General features: G+C 58.5%; 19 protein-coding genes. 8 read left to right on the top strand and 11 right to left on the bottom strand.

What is annotated here, in order from left to right; genetic code table 11:
• Positions 1-79: 79 nt before the first annotated feature.
• Positions 80-922, bottom strand: coding sequence for a DUF2914 domain-containing protein (locus tag BLV11_RS02715; protein WP_091811426.1), 843 nt, complete (start codon positions 920-922; stop codon positions 80-82).
• A gap of 150 nt (positions 923-1072) precedes the next feature.
• On the opposite strand from BLV11_RS02715, the gene BLV11_RS02710 reads away from it, so the two are divergent.
• Genes BLV11_RS02710 through BLV11_RS02700 form a run of 3 tightly spaced genes read left to right on the top strand, consistent with a single transcriptional unit; the run spans position 1073 to position 4508 of the window.
• Complete coding sequence (locus tag BLV11_RS02710) at positions 1073-2362, top strand: paraquat-inducible protein A (protein WP_217634523.1); 1290 nt, start codon at positions 1073-1075, stop codon at positions 2360-2362.
• Complete coding sequence (pqiB, locus tag BLV11_RS02705) at positions 2359-3975, top strand: intermembrane transport protein PqiB (protein ID WP_091811425.1); 1617 nt, start codon at positions 2359-2361, stop codon at positions 3973-3975. The genes BLV11_RS02710 and pqiB overlap by 4 nt, the downstream gene beginning before the upstream one ends.
• 2 nt (positions 3976-3977) lie before the next feature.
• Entirely contained in the window at positions 3978-4508 is a 531-nt protein-coding gene (locus BLV11_RS02700) for a PqiC family protein (RefSeq protein WP_091811424.1), read from the top strand.
• A gap of 21 nt (positions 4509-4529) precedes the next feature.
• Here the strand turns inward: BLV11_RS02700 and BLV11_RS02695 are convergent, their stop codons facing one another.
• Both BLV11_RS02695 and BLV11_RS02690 read right to left on the bottom strand, forming a co-directional pair.
• The gene (locus BLV11_RS02695; RefSeq protein ID WP_091811423.1) at positions 4530-4919 is read right to left on the bottom strand and encodes a DUF2750 domain-containing protein; all 390 of its coding nucleotides are present in this window, start codon (positions 4917-4919) and stop codon (positions 4530-4532) included.
• Between the two features lie 195 nt (positions 4920-5114).
• Positions 5115-6107 carry a lipid A deacylase LpxR family protein gene (locus BLV11_RS02690; RefSeq protein ID WP_091811422.1) on the bottom strand — a complete coding sequence of 331 codons (993 nt, stop codon included), beginning with the start codon at positions 6105-6107 and terminating at the stop codon, positions 5115-5117.
• A gap of 961 nt (positions 6108-7068) precedes the next feature.
• On the opposite strand from BLV11_RS02690, the gene BLV11_RS02680 reads away from it, so the two are divergent.
• On the top strand, positions 7069-7440 hold the full coding sequence (locus BLV11_RS02680) for a VOC family protein (protein ID WP_091811421.1): 372 nt from the start codon (positions 7069-7071) through the stop codon (positions 7438-7440).
• 73 nt (positions 7441-7513) lie between these two features.
• On the opposite strand, the gene BLV11_RS02675 is transcribed toward BLV11_RS02680, so the two are convergent.
• Together BLV11_RS02675 and BLV11_RS02670 are read right to left on the bottom strand one after the other, a co-directional pair.
• Positions 7514-7945: a DUF3010 family protein gene (locus tag BLV11_RS02675; protein WP_091811420.1), complete on the bottom strand. Its 432-nt coding sequence runs from the start codon at positions 7943-7945 to the stop codon at positions 7514-7516.
• A 37-nt stretch (positions 7946-7982) separates the two neighbouring features.
• Complete coding sequence (locus tag BLV11_RS02670; protein ID WP_091811419.1) at positions 7983-8327, bottom strand: PBPRA1643 family SWIM/SEC-C metal-binding motif protein; 345 nt, start codon at positions 8325-8327, stop codon at positions 7983-7985.
• 243 nt (positions 8328-8570) lie between these two features.
• On the opposite strand from BLV11_RS02670, the gene BLV11_RS02665 reads away from it, so the two are divergent.
• Positions 8571-9575, top strand: a complete 1005-nt coding sequence (locus BLV11_RS02665) for a 3-isopropylmalate dehydratase small subunit (protein ID WP_139173195.1) — start codon at positions 8571-8573, stop codon at positions 9573-9575.
• A gap of 131 nt (positions 9576-9706) precedes the next feature.
• Here the strand turns inward: BLV11_RS02665 and BLV11_RS02660 are convergent, their stop codons facing one another.
• Together BLV11_RS02660 and BLV11_RS02655 are read right to left on the bottom strand one after the other, a co-directional pair.
• Positions 9707-10015: a ribbon-helix-helix domain-containing protein gene (locus BLV11_RS02660; RefSeq protein WP_091811815.1), complete on the bottom strand. Its 309-nt coding sequence runs from the start codon at positions 10013-10015 to the stop codon at positions 9707-9709.
• Between the two features lie 83 nt (positions 10016-10098).
• Positions 10099-10680 (bottom strand): DJ-1/PfpI family protein, encoded by a 582-nt coding sequence (locus BLV11_RS02655; protein WP_091811417.1) that lies wholly within the window; start codon positions 10678-10680, stop codon positions 10099-10101.
• A gap of 178 nt (positions 10681-10858) precedes the next feature.
• Between BLV11_RS02655 and BLV11_RS02650 the strand changes: the two genes are divergently transcribed.
• A complete protein-coding gene (locus tag BLV11_RS02650) occupies positions 10859-11575 on the top strand; it encodes a nitroreductase (RefSeq protein WP_175528261.1) in 717 nt (238 codons plus the stop codon).
• Between the two features lie 42 nt (positions 11576-11617).
• Here the strand turns inward: BLV11_RS02650 and BLV11_RS02645 are convergent, their stop codons facing one another.
• Both BLV11_RS02645 and BLV11_RS02640 read right to left on the bottom strand, forming a co-directional pair.
• Positions 11618-12403, bottom strand: a complete 786-nt coding sequence (locus BLV11_RS02645) for an alpha/beta fold hydrolase (RefSeq protein ID WP_091811415.1) — start codon at positions 12401-12403, stop codon at positions 11618-11620.
• Positions 12404-12536: 133 nt separating this feature from the next.
• Complete coding sequence (locus BLV11_RS02640) at positions 12537-14066, bottom strand: arylsulfatase (RefSeq protein WP_245725891.1); 1530 nt, start codon at positions 14064-14066, stop codon at positions 12537-12539.
• 176 nt (positions 14067-14242) lie between these two features.
• Between BLV11_RS02640 and BLV11_RS02635 the strand changes: the two genes are divergently transcribed.
• The gene (locus tag BLV11_RS02635; RefSeq protein WP_091811413.1) at positions 14243-14755 is read left to right on the top strand and encodes an MOSC domain-containing protein; all 513 of its coding nucleotides are present in this window, start codon (positions 14243-14245) and stop codon (positions 14753-14755) included.
• Positions 14756-14922: 167 nt separating this feature from the next.
• Positions 14923-15108: a hypothetical protein gene (locus BLV11_RS02630; RefSeq protein WP_091811412.1), complete on the top strand. Its 186-nt coding sequence runs from the start codon at positions 14923-14925 to the stop codon at positions 15106-15108.
• A gap of 170 nt (positions 15109-15278) precedes the next feature.
• Here BLV11_RS02630 and BLV11_RS02625 read toward each other — a convergent pair whose 3' ends face one another.
• A complete protein-coding gene (locus BLV11_RS02625) occupies positions 15279-15734 on the bottom strand; it encodes a GatB/YqeY domain-containing protein (RefSeq protein WP_091811411.1) in 456 nt (151 codons plus the stop codon).
• Positions 15735-15787: 53 nt separating this feature from the next.
• Positions 15788-16270, bottom strand: a complete 483-nt coding sequence (locus BLV11_RS02620) for an FKBP-type peptidyl-prolyl cis-trans isomerase (RefSeq protein ID WP_091811410.1) — start codon at positions 16268-16270, stop codon at positions 15788-15790.
• Positions 16271-16280 lie beyond the last annotated feature (10 nt).

The raw sequence follows: 16280 nt of genomic DNA, 5'->3' as shown, positions 1-16280 counted from the left end.
CGGAACCGGATTTGAGGCATTGGGCGGGACCGGATTCAGGCCCCGCCCATCCATCCCCCGCTCAGATTTGCACCCGACCTCAGGGCGTTACCACAAACGCTCCCGTGGCCAACGGCTCACCATTCGCCATCACCACCTCCACACGCCAGTCTCCGGTCATGTTACGGTCGATGAACTTACTGGATGACGCCCGCATCTCATTGGCATAGGGCCGGATACGAACCCTGGCGACCCGCTGCCCGTTCAGATACCAGTCATGAAAGTGACTTTGATCCTTGAGTCCCCGGGTTTCCGTAAACAGATACACCCTTAACAGGCCCTGATCGTTCATCGCCAGCTGTCCAGGCATCAGACCCACCGGTTCCTTATCCTCAAGCTCGAGGGTGAGCTGGGCCCGCGTCAACCCTGGCGCCCGGATCTCAACCAGAGCCGGGGCCGAAACCGGTACGGCCCGATCCCCTTCAGCAGGCGCCTCCGTGCCCGGCTCCGTTTCCTTCGGCGGCACTGTGGCGGGGACGTCGCTGGAGCCAGACGTCCCGCTCGCTTCGCCGGCCGGAGACAGCTCCGGGGCTATCGTCTCCACAGCAACGGTGTATTGGGGCACGAGCGGGGTTGGCACAGGTTCCGGTTCTGACTCGGCCATGGGCAATGGCGCACTGAGGGCAGGTTTATCGACAGCCGGTAACTCCTCAGGGGTTGCCGGAGCGGCCGCGGTGTCCGGCATGTCCTCCGGCGAATGCTCCGAATCACCCAGCCAGGCCCTCACACCGTAAACTGCACCCGCGATCAGGATCACCACGACCGCAAGGGCCGTAAAAATGCGGTGCCAGTGATACTCAACATATTCCTGAACCGGCGGGATAACGTCGCCGGTTCTTTGGTGAACGCCAAGCCGTTGGCCGGGAGTGCGTGGTTCGGTCATGGTGGTAACTCGTCCCTGGTCACTTATCTGGTTACGTTAACAGGCAGTATATCAGTCGATAGGGGACCGGGAGCTAAGTGTCACCGCAAGCAACGGGGAATTGCGCTAAACTTCAGGGCATTAGCCATCTTGCAGTGAGCTCGCATCAACGTGCCCGATAAACACCCCAGGCCAGAACGCCCTCACCTGTTGCTTGCCTGTCACGAGTGCGATCTGGTCTCAGACATCATGATCCGCCAGGACGGTGAGTGGCATCAGTGCCCCCGGTGCCACCACGCGCTGCTTCGCCCTGCTCAAAACGACCAGCTCACACCAGCCCTGGCCTTCACGGCATTAATACTGCTCGCCCTATCCCTCGCGTTTCCTTACATCGCGTTTGAACAAAGCGGTCTCGAACGCGCCATGACCGTCACCGATGCCGCCAGTGAGCTGGCGATCTATCACCACCCGCTGCTTGCGGTCATCGTCATTGCCACCATCATCGTGATACCCGCTTTCTACCTGCTGTCGGTATGCTGGATTCATCTGAGCCTTGCTGCGCGCCAACACCTGCCAGGTAGCCTGATGCTGGCGCGATGGCTACCGCGGTTGCAACCCTGGATGATGGCAGACGTATTCGCTATTGCCGCACTGGTCAGCTTGGTAAAGATCATCGCCATGGCGCATGTTCAGCTCCTTGAGGCCTTCTGGACCTTTACAGGTTACGCCCTGCTCCTGCTGATCACCGTGACCCGCATGAACACCATCTCCCTATGGCAGCGGCTTCTGGGCACCTTGCTGCAGCCCCTCGGCACCCGCCCCGGCCTGACCGCGCAAGCCCAGGGGCTGATCGGCTGTGCCTGGTGCGGCCAGCTACAACCCCTGGGACAGCACCATTGCCTGCGCTGCAGCAGCCCGCTCCATGAACGTCACCCGTTCACCCTGCAGCGGGTGTGGGCGCTGTTGATCACATCAATCATCGCCTGCTTTCCGGCCCATCTCTACCCGATCATGGTCACCACCAGCCTTGGCCAATCTGATCCGTCCACCATCATCGGTGGCGTGATGCTGTTCCTCGACCACGGCGACTGGCCGATCGCACTTGTAATCTTCACCGCCAGCGTGCTGGTGCCTTTTGGGAAAATCTTCGCCATCAGCTGGCTCTGCATTGCCGCCAGCAGACGAAACCATACCCTCGACATGGCCAGCCAAATGCGGCTTTACCGCGTCACCGAGTGGATCGGACGCTGGTCGATGATCGATGTGTTTGTTGTAGCGATCATTGTCGGGCTGTTCCAGCTGGGTAACATCCTGACCATTGAGCCCGGCTTTGGCGGACTCGCCTTCTCGGCCGTTGTTATTTTCACCATGCTGGCTGCGCTTCAGTTCGACCCGAGACTGATCTGGGACCAGCAGCAAAGCCCCACGACATCCCCCCTCAAACCGGAGACGACCGCTTGAGCGATACCCCGACGACATCGCCCCCACCAAAACTGTCCGCCGTCTGGGTCATTCCCCTGCTGGCTGCGCTGATTGGCGCCTGGCTGGTGTACAGCAATCTCTCCGGCAAGGGCCCGACCATCACCCTGACCATGGAGAATGCGGAAGGGATCACCGCGGGTAAAACAACCGTTAAAACACGGAATGTGCAGGTAGGACTGGTTGAAAATGTAAGGCTGTCGGAAGATCTCAGCCACACCCTGCTGACTGTCCAGATGCAGGCAGGTACCGAGCGGATGCTGGTGGAAGACACCCAGTTCTGGATCGTCAAGCCCCGGGTCGACCGCGAGGGCATCAGCGGCCTGAGCACCGTACTGTCCGGCGCTTACATCGAACTGCTCCCCGGCACTGGTGGCAAACCACCCCGAGCCTATGCAGTGAGCGATGTACCACCGCCGCAACTGACCGGAGACGGTCTGTTCCTTACTCTGATCAGCGATGTCGGCAGCTCCGTCGACACCGGAGACCCGGTCAACTACCGCAACCTGCGTGTGGGCCGGGTGGTTGACACCCAATTCGACCCGGACGAGAAGGTCTTCCGCCATCAGCTGTTTATCGAGCAGCCCTACGATGTACTGGTCACTCAAACCAGCCGCTTCTGGGAGACCAGCGGGCTGGGTTTCAAGCTGGGGGCCCAAGGCTTTGAGGCTCAGATCGGGTCACTGGAATCACTGATCGGCGGGGGCGTGTCATTTGCCGTGCCCGACCCGAACATGAGCCTCGGCCCCTCGGCCCAGGACGGCGACACCTTCACCCTTTACCCTGACCAGGAAGCTGCCCGGCGGGCATTGTATTCGCAGACGCTGGATTATGTCCTGATGGTTCAGGGCAGCGTAAGGGGACTGCGTCCCGGCGCTCCGGTCGAGTATCGCGGGGTCCGCGTTGGCACGGTTGAAACCGTTGCCTGGGGGTTCGGTTATGAAGGCCCGAGTTCCATGCAGCAGAACCCGGTACCGGTGCTGATCCGGCTGGAGCCCCAACGCCAGGCACAACGAACTGAGGTTTCCATGAGCCGCTGGAGAACCGAGATTGCGGCCATGGTCGATGGCGGCCTGAGAGCCAGCCTGCAGACCGGTAATCTGTTGACCGGCGGCCTGATCGTCACGCTGGATTTCCATCCTGACACTGCCCCGGCCACACTCGAAGAGACCTACCGTTCAGTTCCGATTTTCCCGACCGTGGATGGCAGCGGTATCAGCAAGATCGAGGATCAGGTCAACACACTTCTCACCACACTGAACAGCCTGCCGTTTAACGACATTGCCAACAACCTGAACCACAACCTGGATGCCATGACCCAAGCCGCTGAGAGTCTGGACGCCCTTGTGGCCAACCCGGCACTGAACAGCCTGCCTCAGCAAGCCGAGAAAACCCTCGTTGCCTTGCAGGAAGTGCTGGAATCCTGGCGAGGGGATCAGAACAGCGCAGCCTTCCGTGAGATTCAGTCCACGTTGCAAAAACTGAACCAGATGATCGACAGGGCAACCCCCGTGCTGGAGACCCTGAACGAACGCCCCAACGCCCTGATTTTTCAGGACAGCGCAGCCCCAGACCCACAGCCAAGAGCGCAGTAGCCATGATGACCCAACGACGATATGCCCTTGCCTGCCTGTTCGCCGTGTTGCTGGCGGGCTGTAGCCAGGCCCCCGTGATTCCGCCGCCAGGGTACCTGCTACCCGGCGCGACGGCCATTGGCGCACATTCGGTAACGGTAGAGGTTCGGTTAGCCGGTTATCTCGACCAGGGGGGCATCGTGTACCAGCTCAGCAACAGCGAGCTTCACCTCGCCCGCCAGCATCGTTGGGCAGAGCCTCTGGACAGTCAGCTGGAACGGTCGCTTCACGCAGCGCTCGCCAGTCATGACCTGCCCGACTCCGGCCAGCTCGTGGTCAGCCTCAGCCAGTTCCAGGGCGTACAGTCTGACGGAGGCGATCAGGCGGTCATTCGGGGCGTCTGGCTGTTCAGCAAGGCTGGAGAAGCTCCCCGGCAGGGTACGATCAGCTGGCAAGCGCCGGTTCCGGCAGACGGTTACCCGACACTGGTCGAAACCCTGGACCGAGGCTGGCAGGACACCGCGAGGGTCATTGTCAGCGGACTCGAACAATAACCCTGCAGACCCTATATGATGCTAGAAGCCAGAGCCCGACAGTACCTCTTGCAGGTCCTTCTTCAACTCTTCGGGCTCGGTGATCCAGAGTTCACTCTCGGCCCCCGGGAAAACGCCGACCCCAAGCCCGTCCCCGGTTAGCCCCGGCACCCACTTCTTGAAAAAATCCGGCAGAGAGATCGATTTCGGCGAAAGATCCCCCGCTCCTTTCGCGTAATCGAGCGCAAAATCCGAGCCGGGCCAGACCGGCAAGTACGCCACCCGGTCCTCTTCCGAAACGATTTTCAGAAAGTGGTTGTCGGCATTGACCAGTATCCAGAGCTCGCGCTCCTCAACCACGGCATCCAGAAAATAGTCATACCGTTCCTCGCCATCCATCTCGAGTACGTGCGTTAACGGGTTATCACTCATGGCGGCTCCAGTGCGCTGCGGTAAATTAGCAGAGCAGTCTACCGTAAACCCGGGACAGACGTAGTCCTGATTTCCCGGACAAGGGCACCCACTGCGCATGGGTCATGATGGTGTTGAACGAACTGGAGACAAGCTTGCAGCCGGATCTGCTGCCCGCCCTGGCACTGGATGGATTAAAACCAGAGCCCTCCCGGTTTAGAGAGCCCACATAAACGACAGGTTACCGTAGCTCAGCACCTTCTTGCTGTCCCGTACCGGCGACGTGGAGCCGCGCAGGGTCAGCGAGGTTGCAAAACGGTCCCAGCGGACGCTGCCACCGACGATCAGTCCAGCGATCGTGTCCCGGCCGTCGACATGATAGGGCCCACTGTGTTCGACGATGTAGGAGTATCCTATGTACTGCCCGGAAGCCCCCACAAATACCTCCCAACCAAAACCGGGCTTGTCGAACACACCCACCAGCGAGCCCGCAGTGCCGAAGCCTGAATAGTCCGGAATCAGGTTACCGGGCAGGTTTCGCCCGGCCCGCACAAATCCCCCCACCTGGGCATTGCCCAAGAAATTGTTGGCATCAACAGCCCAGGCGTATCCCGCCTCGGTTTCAAGCCCTCCGCCCCCCCCCCACTGCACCATCCGTTGCGTACCAGACACCCAGATACCGCCAATCAGGTCCTGCCCCAACTGGTCGTCCCAACCTTTCGGCTCATCGGAGCCGGTGAGTTCATGGACCCACGTCTGGGCCTGCTCGGCAAGGGAATCAGGGCCCAGTACCCCAAACCGGAATCCATAGCCCACCATGGAATCGTCGTCCCTGCTGAACAGCCCCATTTCAAGGTTGGTAAGCCCCGCATAGGGCAGGTCATTAAAGTCAGGTTGTTCACGGGTAATGTCACTGGGGGTAATCATGGCCTGTTCCAGGCTGATGGTGACCGTGTGGCTATTGCCCGCAGCATCGATACCCGGCAACAGGTCCAGCCCTCGGGCCACGGTGCAGACAGCCCCGTCCTGCCGACCGCAGTCATCGTGGGTATCGCCCACAAAACTCAGGCGAACGCCATTGGTATAGCGACCGTCTGAGCCGACCATCAGATCATTGTCCCAGGACAGCGCCAGGGTATCGGCACCCGCGGACAGGGGAAGAAACAGAACCAGTACCGGCAGCGCCAGCAGAAAACGAGCCCATGACATGAAGCAACCTCACTTACACCTGCGTCAGTCCGCAGGTGCCTGGAAACAAAAGAACAAAAGTGGTCAGGATCAACACCGCAGGACCACTGTTACCCATCGGGGATGGTTTACAGAGGACACTCCAACGAAGGCGAACACAAGAAACCCGCTCAGACTGATTGCTCTGAAATCGATCTGATCATGCCCCTTGTTTGCTCGTCATTATAACGGCAGCTGTCGCCTCAGAAACTCAAGCTGATCCCTGATGGACTGAGCCAGAGGCTCACCACGGTATACGTCGACATGACCAACCGGATAGTGCTTTACTTCAGAATTCGGCATTTGTATTGCAGAAGGCTTCCTTGAACGGTGCGAGGCCACTCGCGTGGGTCAGCGCGAAACCGTGGGCCATCACGATGCACGGCAAATTTTTACCACCCGCGTCCGGCGTGTACAAAACACCACGACAAGTTGTGCCGTCGCACAGGAATTCGTAAGGCGTTTCTATCATTGTTTGACTCTATGAAGGTGAAGGTTTGAGCGGCCAGCTTTGATTCCCCTTAACAGCGGAATCAGGGGCCGCACATCCTGGCTGCCATCCGCAGGATGCCCATTGTTATACCCTCAACGATTGAATGCTTGGCCTATGACGAACGATATTTAACTAATCGCGCAGACATCCGATTGGTACGGCTTAGAATGCAGCGAGGCATTCCAGTACGATTTGAAAGGCAAGGTCGTGTTGATCACCGGGGCATCGGGTGGTTTTGGCGCAGCCAGTGCGCAGACCTGCTGCGTCGGCTGTCATATTTCACCTCTTAACTGTCACTTCCCACACTCCAGCCTTTGAAAAGAATCCAATCTAATCTAACCTGATCTGACGCTAACCGTTAACGCAAACCGGGATGGCAGGTTGGATGACCTTCAATCGCTCCCCGGCAGATCAGTACACAATGAATGCTCAACAACAGCGAGGAACAACATGATCGGCTACGTGACCATTGGTGTCAGCGATATGGCGAAAGCCAAAGACTTCTACGCCAACCTGCTGAGCGACGCGGGGGCAAAAGTACTGCTGGATATGGGCCGCATTGCGTTCATCGGCCAAAGCATGGCCAGTCCCATGTTGGCGGTCTGCACCCCCTATAATGGCGAAACCAATCAGCCGGGCAATGGCAATATGATTGCCCTGCCTGCGGGCTCCAAGGAGGCCGTGGACGCCATGTACAACAAGGCCATCGAACTGGGCGCCACCTGTGATGGTGAACCGGGGCAACGTATCCCCGACCAGTTCTACGGTGCTTATGTGCGTGATCCGGACGGGAACAAACTGGCGTTTTTCCAGTTCGGGTAACGGGCCGGTCAACAAAAAAGGGCAGACGGATTATCACAACCCGCCTGCCCTTTCTGCTATTTGCGCCCTGCCGTTATTTCGCGGTATGCCCTACGTAGGCGGCAACAAAAGCGGTTTCCTGAAACACCTTTAACCCGGTGTCAGCAAAGGGGATTGGCAACGGGTTGGCGGCCAGGGTGGATTTGATCAGCGCGGAGGGCAACAACCTGACGTCCAGTTCAACACCGCTGATCAGCTGAATGGCAGCCTCAAGCTTGAAACTGATCGCACCACCGGCGAACTTGCCTTTTGGCATGCGCTCCTTGATCGCGACACCAGCCACCCCGTTCTCCACCATCAGTTCCGCAAACACCGCCTGAAACTGCTTCAGGTCCTCACGGGTATGGTTTTTCGGTAACGACAGTTTGCGCACTTTGCACTCCGGAAGACTGAACTGTCCCCGGTCCAGGCTCAGGAAACACAGCACCGCATCGCTACCGGTCAGCTCGACTCCGCAAATAATCATCACTCACCCCTGCTTAAGCTCATTGCTCACTCCGGCTTCAGCCGCAGCACTTCTTGAATTTAACACCACTGCCACAGGGGCATGGGTCATTACGGGAAGGACCTTTTTCGGTTGTCACCGTCGCCCCTTTGTTCAGGATAACCGTCAGCTCGGCGATGGATTCAACGGCACCCTCGCGGGTATCCACCGAAATGTTTGCATGCAGCCCGGCCTCGGCCACCAGGGCTTCGATCTCCTGCTGGCGCGCCTCGCTGGTAACCACCAGCGTCAACGGGAACTTCTTGCTGCCGCTCTTTTCGCTGGCCTTGGTCTTGAAGCCACCGTAAGCGGTGTGATGCTGGCGCGCATCCTGCCGGCCTTTGTAGAAAAATTTGTCTGACATGCTGAGTTCCTGGAAATGGGAAGACTATCTGGGCGTGAGGTTTTAGCACGCTTACGGAATTGGCGATACAGGCAAATGTGGAAATCGAGCCAAACCGGGGCCAATCAGCGCGACATCTGGAGCAATCGTTCAGAAAATCAGATCTGCCCCCGTTTTCCTGAACGCAATTTCTATATCATGCAGCCCCGGCAAGCCCCGACCCGGGTGCCCGCTTTCAACACGACTCTTACCGATAGGGACATTATGATTAAGAAGTTCGCGATTGGCCTGTGCGTTTCGATCCTCGTGACGACGGCGATGTACCAGCTTTATCAGTCGATCGAACGACAGCAAAGCCACAGCCAGCAAATGACAGGCCAGTTCCTTCAAATCCAGTCCAAACGAACGGAGCTGATGCAGGAACTGGCGGAAGTTCAGGCCCGGGAAAATCCCAGTGACCATGACCTCTGGCTGATAGGCCACCTGACCAAGACCATTGAGGGACTGGACAAGGTCCTTGGCGGCGTCGAAGCGGGACAACAACGTGTCGAGCGCCATTACCTGCGGCAGTGGAGTGGCCTCATCGGCGTCTTTCTGGGACTCGGAGTGTTTGCGGTGGTCTACGCCCGCGACCCGGAAGGCAAGCTCTCCGCCCAGGATCGCCAGCTGATTCAGCAACCTCTCGACAGCATTTCGGGGATCCGGCTGGACCCCGCGTCCTATCGGACCGACCCGGCACCGGTGTCCGGCGGCAGCAACTTTGTCACCGGCCGCATCCGCCAGCACAGTCCAACCGAGTTGCGGATTCGTGGCGGAAAAATCATCCAGGCCTTTGCGGCCGCGTTCCTGGTGGGGCCGCTGGCCTCTTTCGCAATTGACGCGGTATACCTCACCAACGACATCCTGAGTCGTGGCTGGGATGCCGAGTTCAGCATGATCACCAACAGCCTGGTCATGCTTGCTTCCTTCGGCCTGGGCACGCTCCTGATCCTGTCCAGCGGCGGCAGTAGCGTGACCGTTGACGGGCAACACCAGGCCTTCCGTTTCCTGGGCAACACCGACGCGATCCCGTTCCGGGACATTGCCTCACTACAGCTCAACAACGTGTTGGTGACCGGCAGGCATACCTTTAACAACCACCAGATCCAGCTCAATCTTAAGGATGGCCGGAGCCACTCCCTGCTGAACCACGCAGGCCAAGACCAGATGACCGCAGACCTGATTCTGTTGGCCAGGTTTACCGGTCTGCCAATTGCCGTACCTGCTTGAGAATCCAGCGGCCCCGAAGGCGGTTGCTAAAGCCCGTAGCAACTGCCTTTATCAACACAAGCCGGCCATAGCCGAGGCCAGTGCACGTCAAACCCTGCGGGACACCCTGCCGCAATGCGGCCGGGTGCAGGTCAGCCCGTTGCTTCCCTGCCGACCACCATCAACGGCACCGGCCTGGCGTCTCTCTGAGCCAGGTAACGCGTGCAGCTGACCCTCAGAAAAGACGCAAAGTTCACCACTTCTCCCCGCAGTTCCATCACTTCTTCATAGAGTTTTGTGATTAACTGGTTGGTGGTCATGCCATCGACCTCGGCAATTTCCTGCAGGATATCCCAGAACTGGTTTTCAAGCCGCAGGGTGGTCACCACACCCCGGATCCGCAGGGAGCGGGAGCGGCACTCGTAGAGAATCGGGTCAGCCTTTACGTAAAGTTCGCACATGGGTTCCTTCTCCAGTGACCGGCAGCCGCTCATCACGACTGCCGGGCGCAAGGTCAACGGGTCCAGGGTTTGCGGGTCTGACGTCAGAGTGAGATCTGCGCCCCTAACAGTTTAACAAACGCTGACAGCCAGGCCGGGTGTGCTGGCCAGGCCGGCGCGGTCACCAGGTTACCCTCCACATGGGCCTGATCCACCGGAATGTCCATATACGTGCCACCGGCCATCCGGACGTCCGGTCCACACGCCGGGTAAGCACTGCACTCTCGACCGTCCAGCACCCCGGCCGCCGCCAGCAGCTGAGCACCATGACAAACGGCCGCAATCGGCTTTCCAGCGGCGTTGAACGCCTGTACGATTTCAATCACCCGAGCATTCAGCCGAAGGTATTCCGGCGCCCGCCCGCCAGGAACCACCAGGCCAACGTAGTCTTCTTCACGAACATCGTCAAAATCGTAAGTCAGGACAAAATTATGGCCGGGCTTCTCGGTGTAAGTCTGATCGCCTTCGAAATCATGAATGGCCGTTTTGACCGAGTCGCCGGATTTTTTGTCCGGGCACACCGCATGGACCTCATAGCCCAACATGGTCAGCGCCTGAAACGGCACCATGGTTTCGTAGTCTTCCGCAAAGTCACCCGCGAGCAGCAACAGTTTCTTGTCAGACATGATGTTCCCCCTTCTGGTTATGGCAATGTCTGACCATGATGCGCCTCTTCACGAAGGGAGGGGTAACAGCGGGATACTACATGAGCGCCAGCCCTCTGGCTTTGCCGTTCTTATTGCCTTCCTCAGCAACTATTTATACTGTAACCAACCTTGCATGCCACTACCTGGAGCGGCCCGGATGAACGTAGTTGATGCCTTGTACCACCGTCGCAGTATCCGCCAGTTCGAGGACCGCGAGATTCCCCCCGACGTTCTGGAGCGGGTGCTCGATCACGCCCTGCAATCCCCCAGTGGTGGCAATACCCAGCCTTATCGTATCGCGGTAGCCACCGGCCAGGTTCGGCAGGAAATACGGGATGAGCTGTGTGCCAAGTACGACCGGGCCAGCCAGGTAAAGAAAATGGCGTTACCGTTGAAGCTGTGGCACGGCGTCACCGGAAACATCCTGCCCGATGGTGACTATAATCCCGATGTGAAGTACCCGCAGGAATTGCGGGAACGCAAGTTCGACTGCGGCATGGGGTTGTATGAAACCCTCGGCATCGAACGCAAGGACTACCAAGCCCGCGACCGCCAGATGCGACGTAACTTTGAGTTCTTCGATGCCCCGGCGGTTATCTTCGTGTATATCAACAAGGCCCTCGGCGTATACAGCGCCCTGGATGCCGGAATTTTCCTGCAGTCCCTGATGCTGGCCGCCCAGGAAGAGGGATTGGGCACCTGCCCCCAGGGCGCCCTGGCCGTGTGGGGCAGCCCGGTTCGCAAGCGATTCAACGTTGACCCTGACTACAAACTCATCTGTGGTCTTTCCATCGGCTATCCCGGTGGCCATGCGGTGAACCGCTACGCTCCGGAAAAGCGCTCCAGGGACACGGTGATTCTTAAACCTGCCTGAGCCCAGGTGAAGAGGGCACTCCGGTTTTCAATCCGGCCTGGACTATAACCTCTGCAGGAAATCAGCCAGCGCCCGGTTTACCGGATCCGGGTGTGTCAGATTAGCCCCGTGGCCTGCACCGGGGATCACCACCAGTTCAGCGTCCGGGATCTGATCAGCCATCATCTGAGCCCGCTCCAGGGGAATCGCGATATCGGCATCACCGTGGATGATCAGTGCAGGCTGGGTAATGCCCGACAGGCGTTCGGTCAGGTCATCACGACTGGCCAGGGTCAGAAAGTTGTTTCCGATATTGGCAGGAGACATGGTCTTCCATTTCTCTTTCCAGTGTTCACTGTCCGGATAGTCACTGCCGAGAATGATCTGGGCAATCGTCGTACCCACGTCAGGGGTCAGACCCTCTGTCATGAAGGTACCGATCAGTTGCTGATACATCGGGAGTTTCTCTTCCATCTCCGTTCCCGCCTGGCTATCCAGCATCACCAGCGCCCTCACCCGACTCGGGTGCATCAGCGCGCAGCGCAATGACAGGAAGCCCCCCTGAGACATTCCCACCAAGACGGCATGGTCGATTCCCAGGTGTGTGAGCAACGCGGCGAGGTCGTCCGCGGAGTCGTAATAGCTGAACGGCTCCGGCTCGGCAACGGCGGTCTGACCATGCCCACGCTCATCCCAGGTGATGCAGCGATACTGGTCACGCAAGGCCGCAACTTGAGGCGCAAACATCTCGTGGTCCATCAGCAGACCGTGTGAAAACACCACCACCGGACCAGTGCCACCGGTATCTTCATAATACAAACGCTGACCATTAACGTCGGCGAAAGCCATAACACGTCCCTTTTGTTGTTGGATTAACGTAGCACCCTATCTTTATCCAGATATTCCGACGAATCAAGCATCCGGGGAAGCGGACCTGACAACCGGTACTGAAGCGGGGGCAAAGCTGCCCCCTTTCTGGGAGCTACTGGCGATGTATGGCTGACTGTGCCCGCTCGATGGCCTCATTTATGTTGAGGGAGGCGGCCTCCTGCCGGGGGGGAAACTCCTCAAACGTTTTCAAGTGTTCGGTCAGGATTGCGAGCATCGGCTGAAAGACCCAGCTCTTGCGCATGATCTGATGGAACCCGATGTCACCATCGTAGTGTTCGAAAGGATCCTTCCTCAGGTTGAAGAGCTTCGGCATGGTATGAAACACCAGGTCTTCGTAATACCGGCCACCGGGCTTGGTCGCAAAATGGAGCTTCCAGGGCCCCACCCGTATGGCGGTCAGCGACGATTCGTAGTAGTAGAAAAAATGATTACGGGCCGACGCCTCGGCCTGACCGGTCCAGTAATCGAGGTTATTCACGCCATCGATCATGACATCATGAGACTCCCGCAACTCCTCAATAATGTTCGGTCGCCCCGCCGCCGCCGCAATGGTTGGCAGCACATCTTCGTGTGAGGAAATTCCGTTGAGCTTGAGGCCCGCGGGAATGTGCCCGGGCCACCGAACCAGAAACGGAGCACGGACACCCCCTTCCCAGGTTGTCATCTTCTCCCCGCGAAACATTGTTACACCGGCATCAGGCCAGGTGGTGGATTCCGGGCCGTTATCCGTGGTGTAAATCACGATGGTATCGTCGGCAATGCCAAGGTCATCCAGTTTATCCAGCAACAGCCCCACATGGCCGTCGTGTTCCATCAGGCCGCTGCCGAACTTGTCTTCCGCTGAGCTGATCCCGGCTGCGAGGTGCTCACTCTCTTCTTTGAGGTGGGTATAGACGTGCATCCGGCTGGTGGCATGCCAGATGAAGAACGGCGTATCCTCGCGACTCGCCCGTTCCATAAAGCCAACGGTACGGGCCAGGATTTCTTCGTCGAACGTCTTCATTCGCTCAATGGTCAGTGGCCCGGTATCGCGTACGGTCTGACCACCATTGCCATCAGCAACGGCTTCAATCACCCCACGGGGCAGAAACTGCGCCCGAAACTCTTCGCTGGTCGGGTAATCCGCCTGTTCCGGTTCTTCAGAAACATTCAGGTGGTAGAGGTTGCCATAAAACTCATCGAACCCGTGCAGGGTTGGCAGATGGCGATCCAGATCTCCCAGATGGTTCTTGCCAAACTGGGCGGTCATATACCCCTCCTCCCTGAGCACTTCCGCCAGGGTTGGATCCTCCGGCTGGATACCCAGTGGATTGCCCGGTTGTCCTACGGTGGTCAGTCCGGTGCGTACCGGCAACTGCCCCATCAGAAACGCCGCCCGGCCCGCCGTGCAGCTTGGCTGAGCGTAGTGATCGGTAAACAACACGCCCTCATTGGCAATTCGATCGATGTTCGGTGTCGGGTACTGCATCCCCAGGCTGTAGGCTCCCAACGCATTTGGCGCTACGTCGTCCACCATGATCACCAGAACGTTGGGTTTGTCAGCGGCCAGAAGCGGCGTTGCCAACAGGGTCAGCGTAACGAGCATCAGTCCGGTCATTACACGTTGAGCATTACTGCGCATGGTCAAACTCCTTTTTTAGTCTCACACGTAGAGCGATCAATACCCCTGCGGGTCAAAAACAGAAGTAAGACGTTCAGTGTAGCAGCAGCCACAGGAACCGACTGGCGCACGGGTTGATTCAACGCCGGGCCCTGCTAGCCTATAGCAACGCCTGTTCACCGATGAGATGAGTTTGTATGCCTGAGTCCACGCCACTGCAGACCTTACTGGACACCTTGCCACAATGCGGCCGGGTGGAATGGATTGGCGTACGCCCGGCCCGGGGGCAGGCCATGACGCCGCTCCAACGCGTCATCGTCCGTCCCGGCAGTGGACTGGACGGCGATCGTTTCAAAGGACGCGAAACCAGCAAGCGGCAGGTTACCCTGATCCAGAAGGAACACCTGTATGCCATCGCGTCCTGCCTGCAGCGGGATGCCATTGAACCGGCGGTTTTCCGACGCAACATTGTGGTCTCAGGCCTGAACCTGCAGGCGCTGAAAGGAAAGCGTTTCAGAATTGGCAGCGTGGTGCTGGAGTACACCGGTCTGTGCCACCCCTGCAGCAAAATGGAAAGTGTGTTGGGGCCGGGAGGATACAATGCCATGCGTGGGCACGGAGGCATCACGACGCGGGTGATTGAAGGCGGAGAACTGGTGCTGGGAGACCGCGTAGAAGTCAGGCCTGGCGACCCGACAAAAGCGCCTTAGTCACGCATCCCCCGAAAGCGAGCTGGCTAAAGAGGTCACCACTGTATTTCGGCAGGCTGCCCTGAACGTCTGCAACGCGACGGTGACAGAAGATACTCAGCGACATTGACGGATCCCCCAATGCGGTGCCTGAATAGGAGACGTATCAGTGAGCGGAGGATATGGGCATGAAATGGATCATACTGATCATTATTGTCGCGGGGGTGGCTTTCTGGCTTTATCAGGGCCGGCGCAAGCACGCCATTGAAGACCCTGAGATGAAAACCTTCGACGACAAGGACTACTACCTCACCTCGGATGACAACGTCTCTGACGACGAGTCTTCCCCGGATAAAAACAACCCGCGCCACTGACGGTGTTCCGGGCGGTCAGGTCAGTTCAGGTGATGCGAGCCATGATGGCATGGCCCACATCCTACGCCCCGCGGGTTCAGGAGCGCCTGGGACTGATCGACCAGAAAGAAAAAAGGATTGAGCGCGTTCAGCCGAAACGACTGAACATGTTTTCAGAGGAAGACAAGACGTCAGCCCGCCAGCGCTGCCCGAACCTGTTTACTCAGCAGGCCCATATCGACCCGCCCTACAACCTGGGGCCGCAACTCGTTCATGACCTTCCCCATGTCCGGCATGCCCTCGGCGCCGGTGGCACTGATGGCCGTGCGGATCAGGCTCTCCAGCTCCTCCTCCGTGAGCGCGACAGGCATGAACTCTTCGATAATGGCCATTTCCGCCCGTTCCTTGTCTGCCAGCTCGCTGCGCCCGGCCTCATCGTACTGGCTGGCGGCATCACGGCGCTGCTTGAGCATCTTATCCAGCACCTTCAGAACATCGTCATCGCTCAGCTCCCGGCGTTCATCAATCTCGATCTGTTTAACCGCCGCCTGGGCCATACGCAGGGTGACAAGCCGCTCCTTGTCTTTTTCCCGCATGGCCGTTTTGACGGCACTGGCCAGTTGTTCCTTGAGTGATGATTCAGCCATGATCAAGCTCCTGTTCGTTGGGTTTAGCTGTAATGAAGGGGGGAATCGTCTAATCAGTGATGGTGACCACCCGGCCCATGCACGTGGCCGTGCGCGATCTCTTCCGGGTCGGCAGCGCGGACTTCGATGATTTCGATATCGAAGGTCAGGGTTTTTCCGGCCATCGGATGGTTGGTGTCGACATCGGCAAACTTGTGGCCAACCTTGGCGACAACCACATGACGCGGGCCCTGCTCGGTTTGCACCTGAGCGATCATGCCCGCCTTCCAGCGTTTGGCACCGATCAGATGCTTGATCGGCACACGCTGAATGGCATCAGGCTTGCGCGGACCGTAGGCTTTATCCGGCGTGACGGTGACACTGAATGTATCGCCGGCATCGCGCCCGTCCAGGGCTTCTTCCAGCCCACGGATAATGCCGCCATGGCCATGGAGGTAGGCGTTCGGTTCGCCGCCATGGGAGTTTTCAACAACGTTGCCCTGCTCATCACGAACGCTGTAGTGGAACAAAACCACCTGATTCTTTTCGATTGGCATAAAGTTCTCT

The sequence above is a fragment of the Marinobacter mobilis genome (genome assembly GCF_900106945.1).
Taxonomy (GTDB): Bacteria; Pseudomonadota; Gammaproteobacteria; order Pseudomonadales; family Oleiphilaceae; genus Marinobacter; species Marinobacter mobilis.
This window is presented reverse-complemented; position numbering and strand designations above follow the sequence as displayed.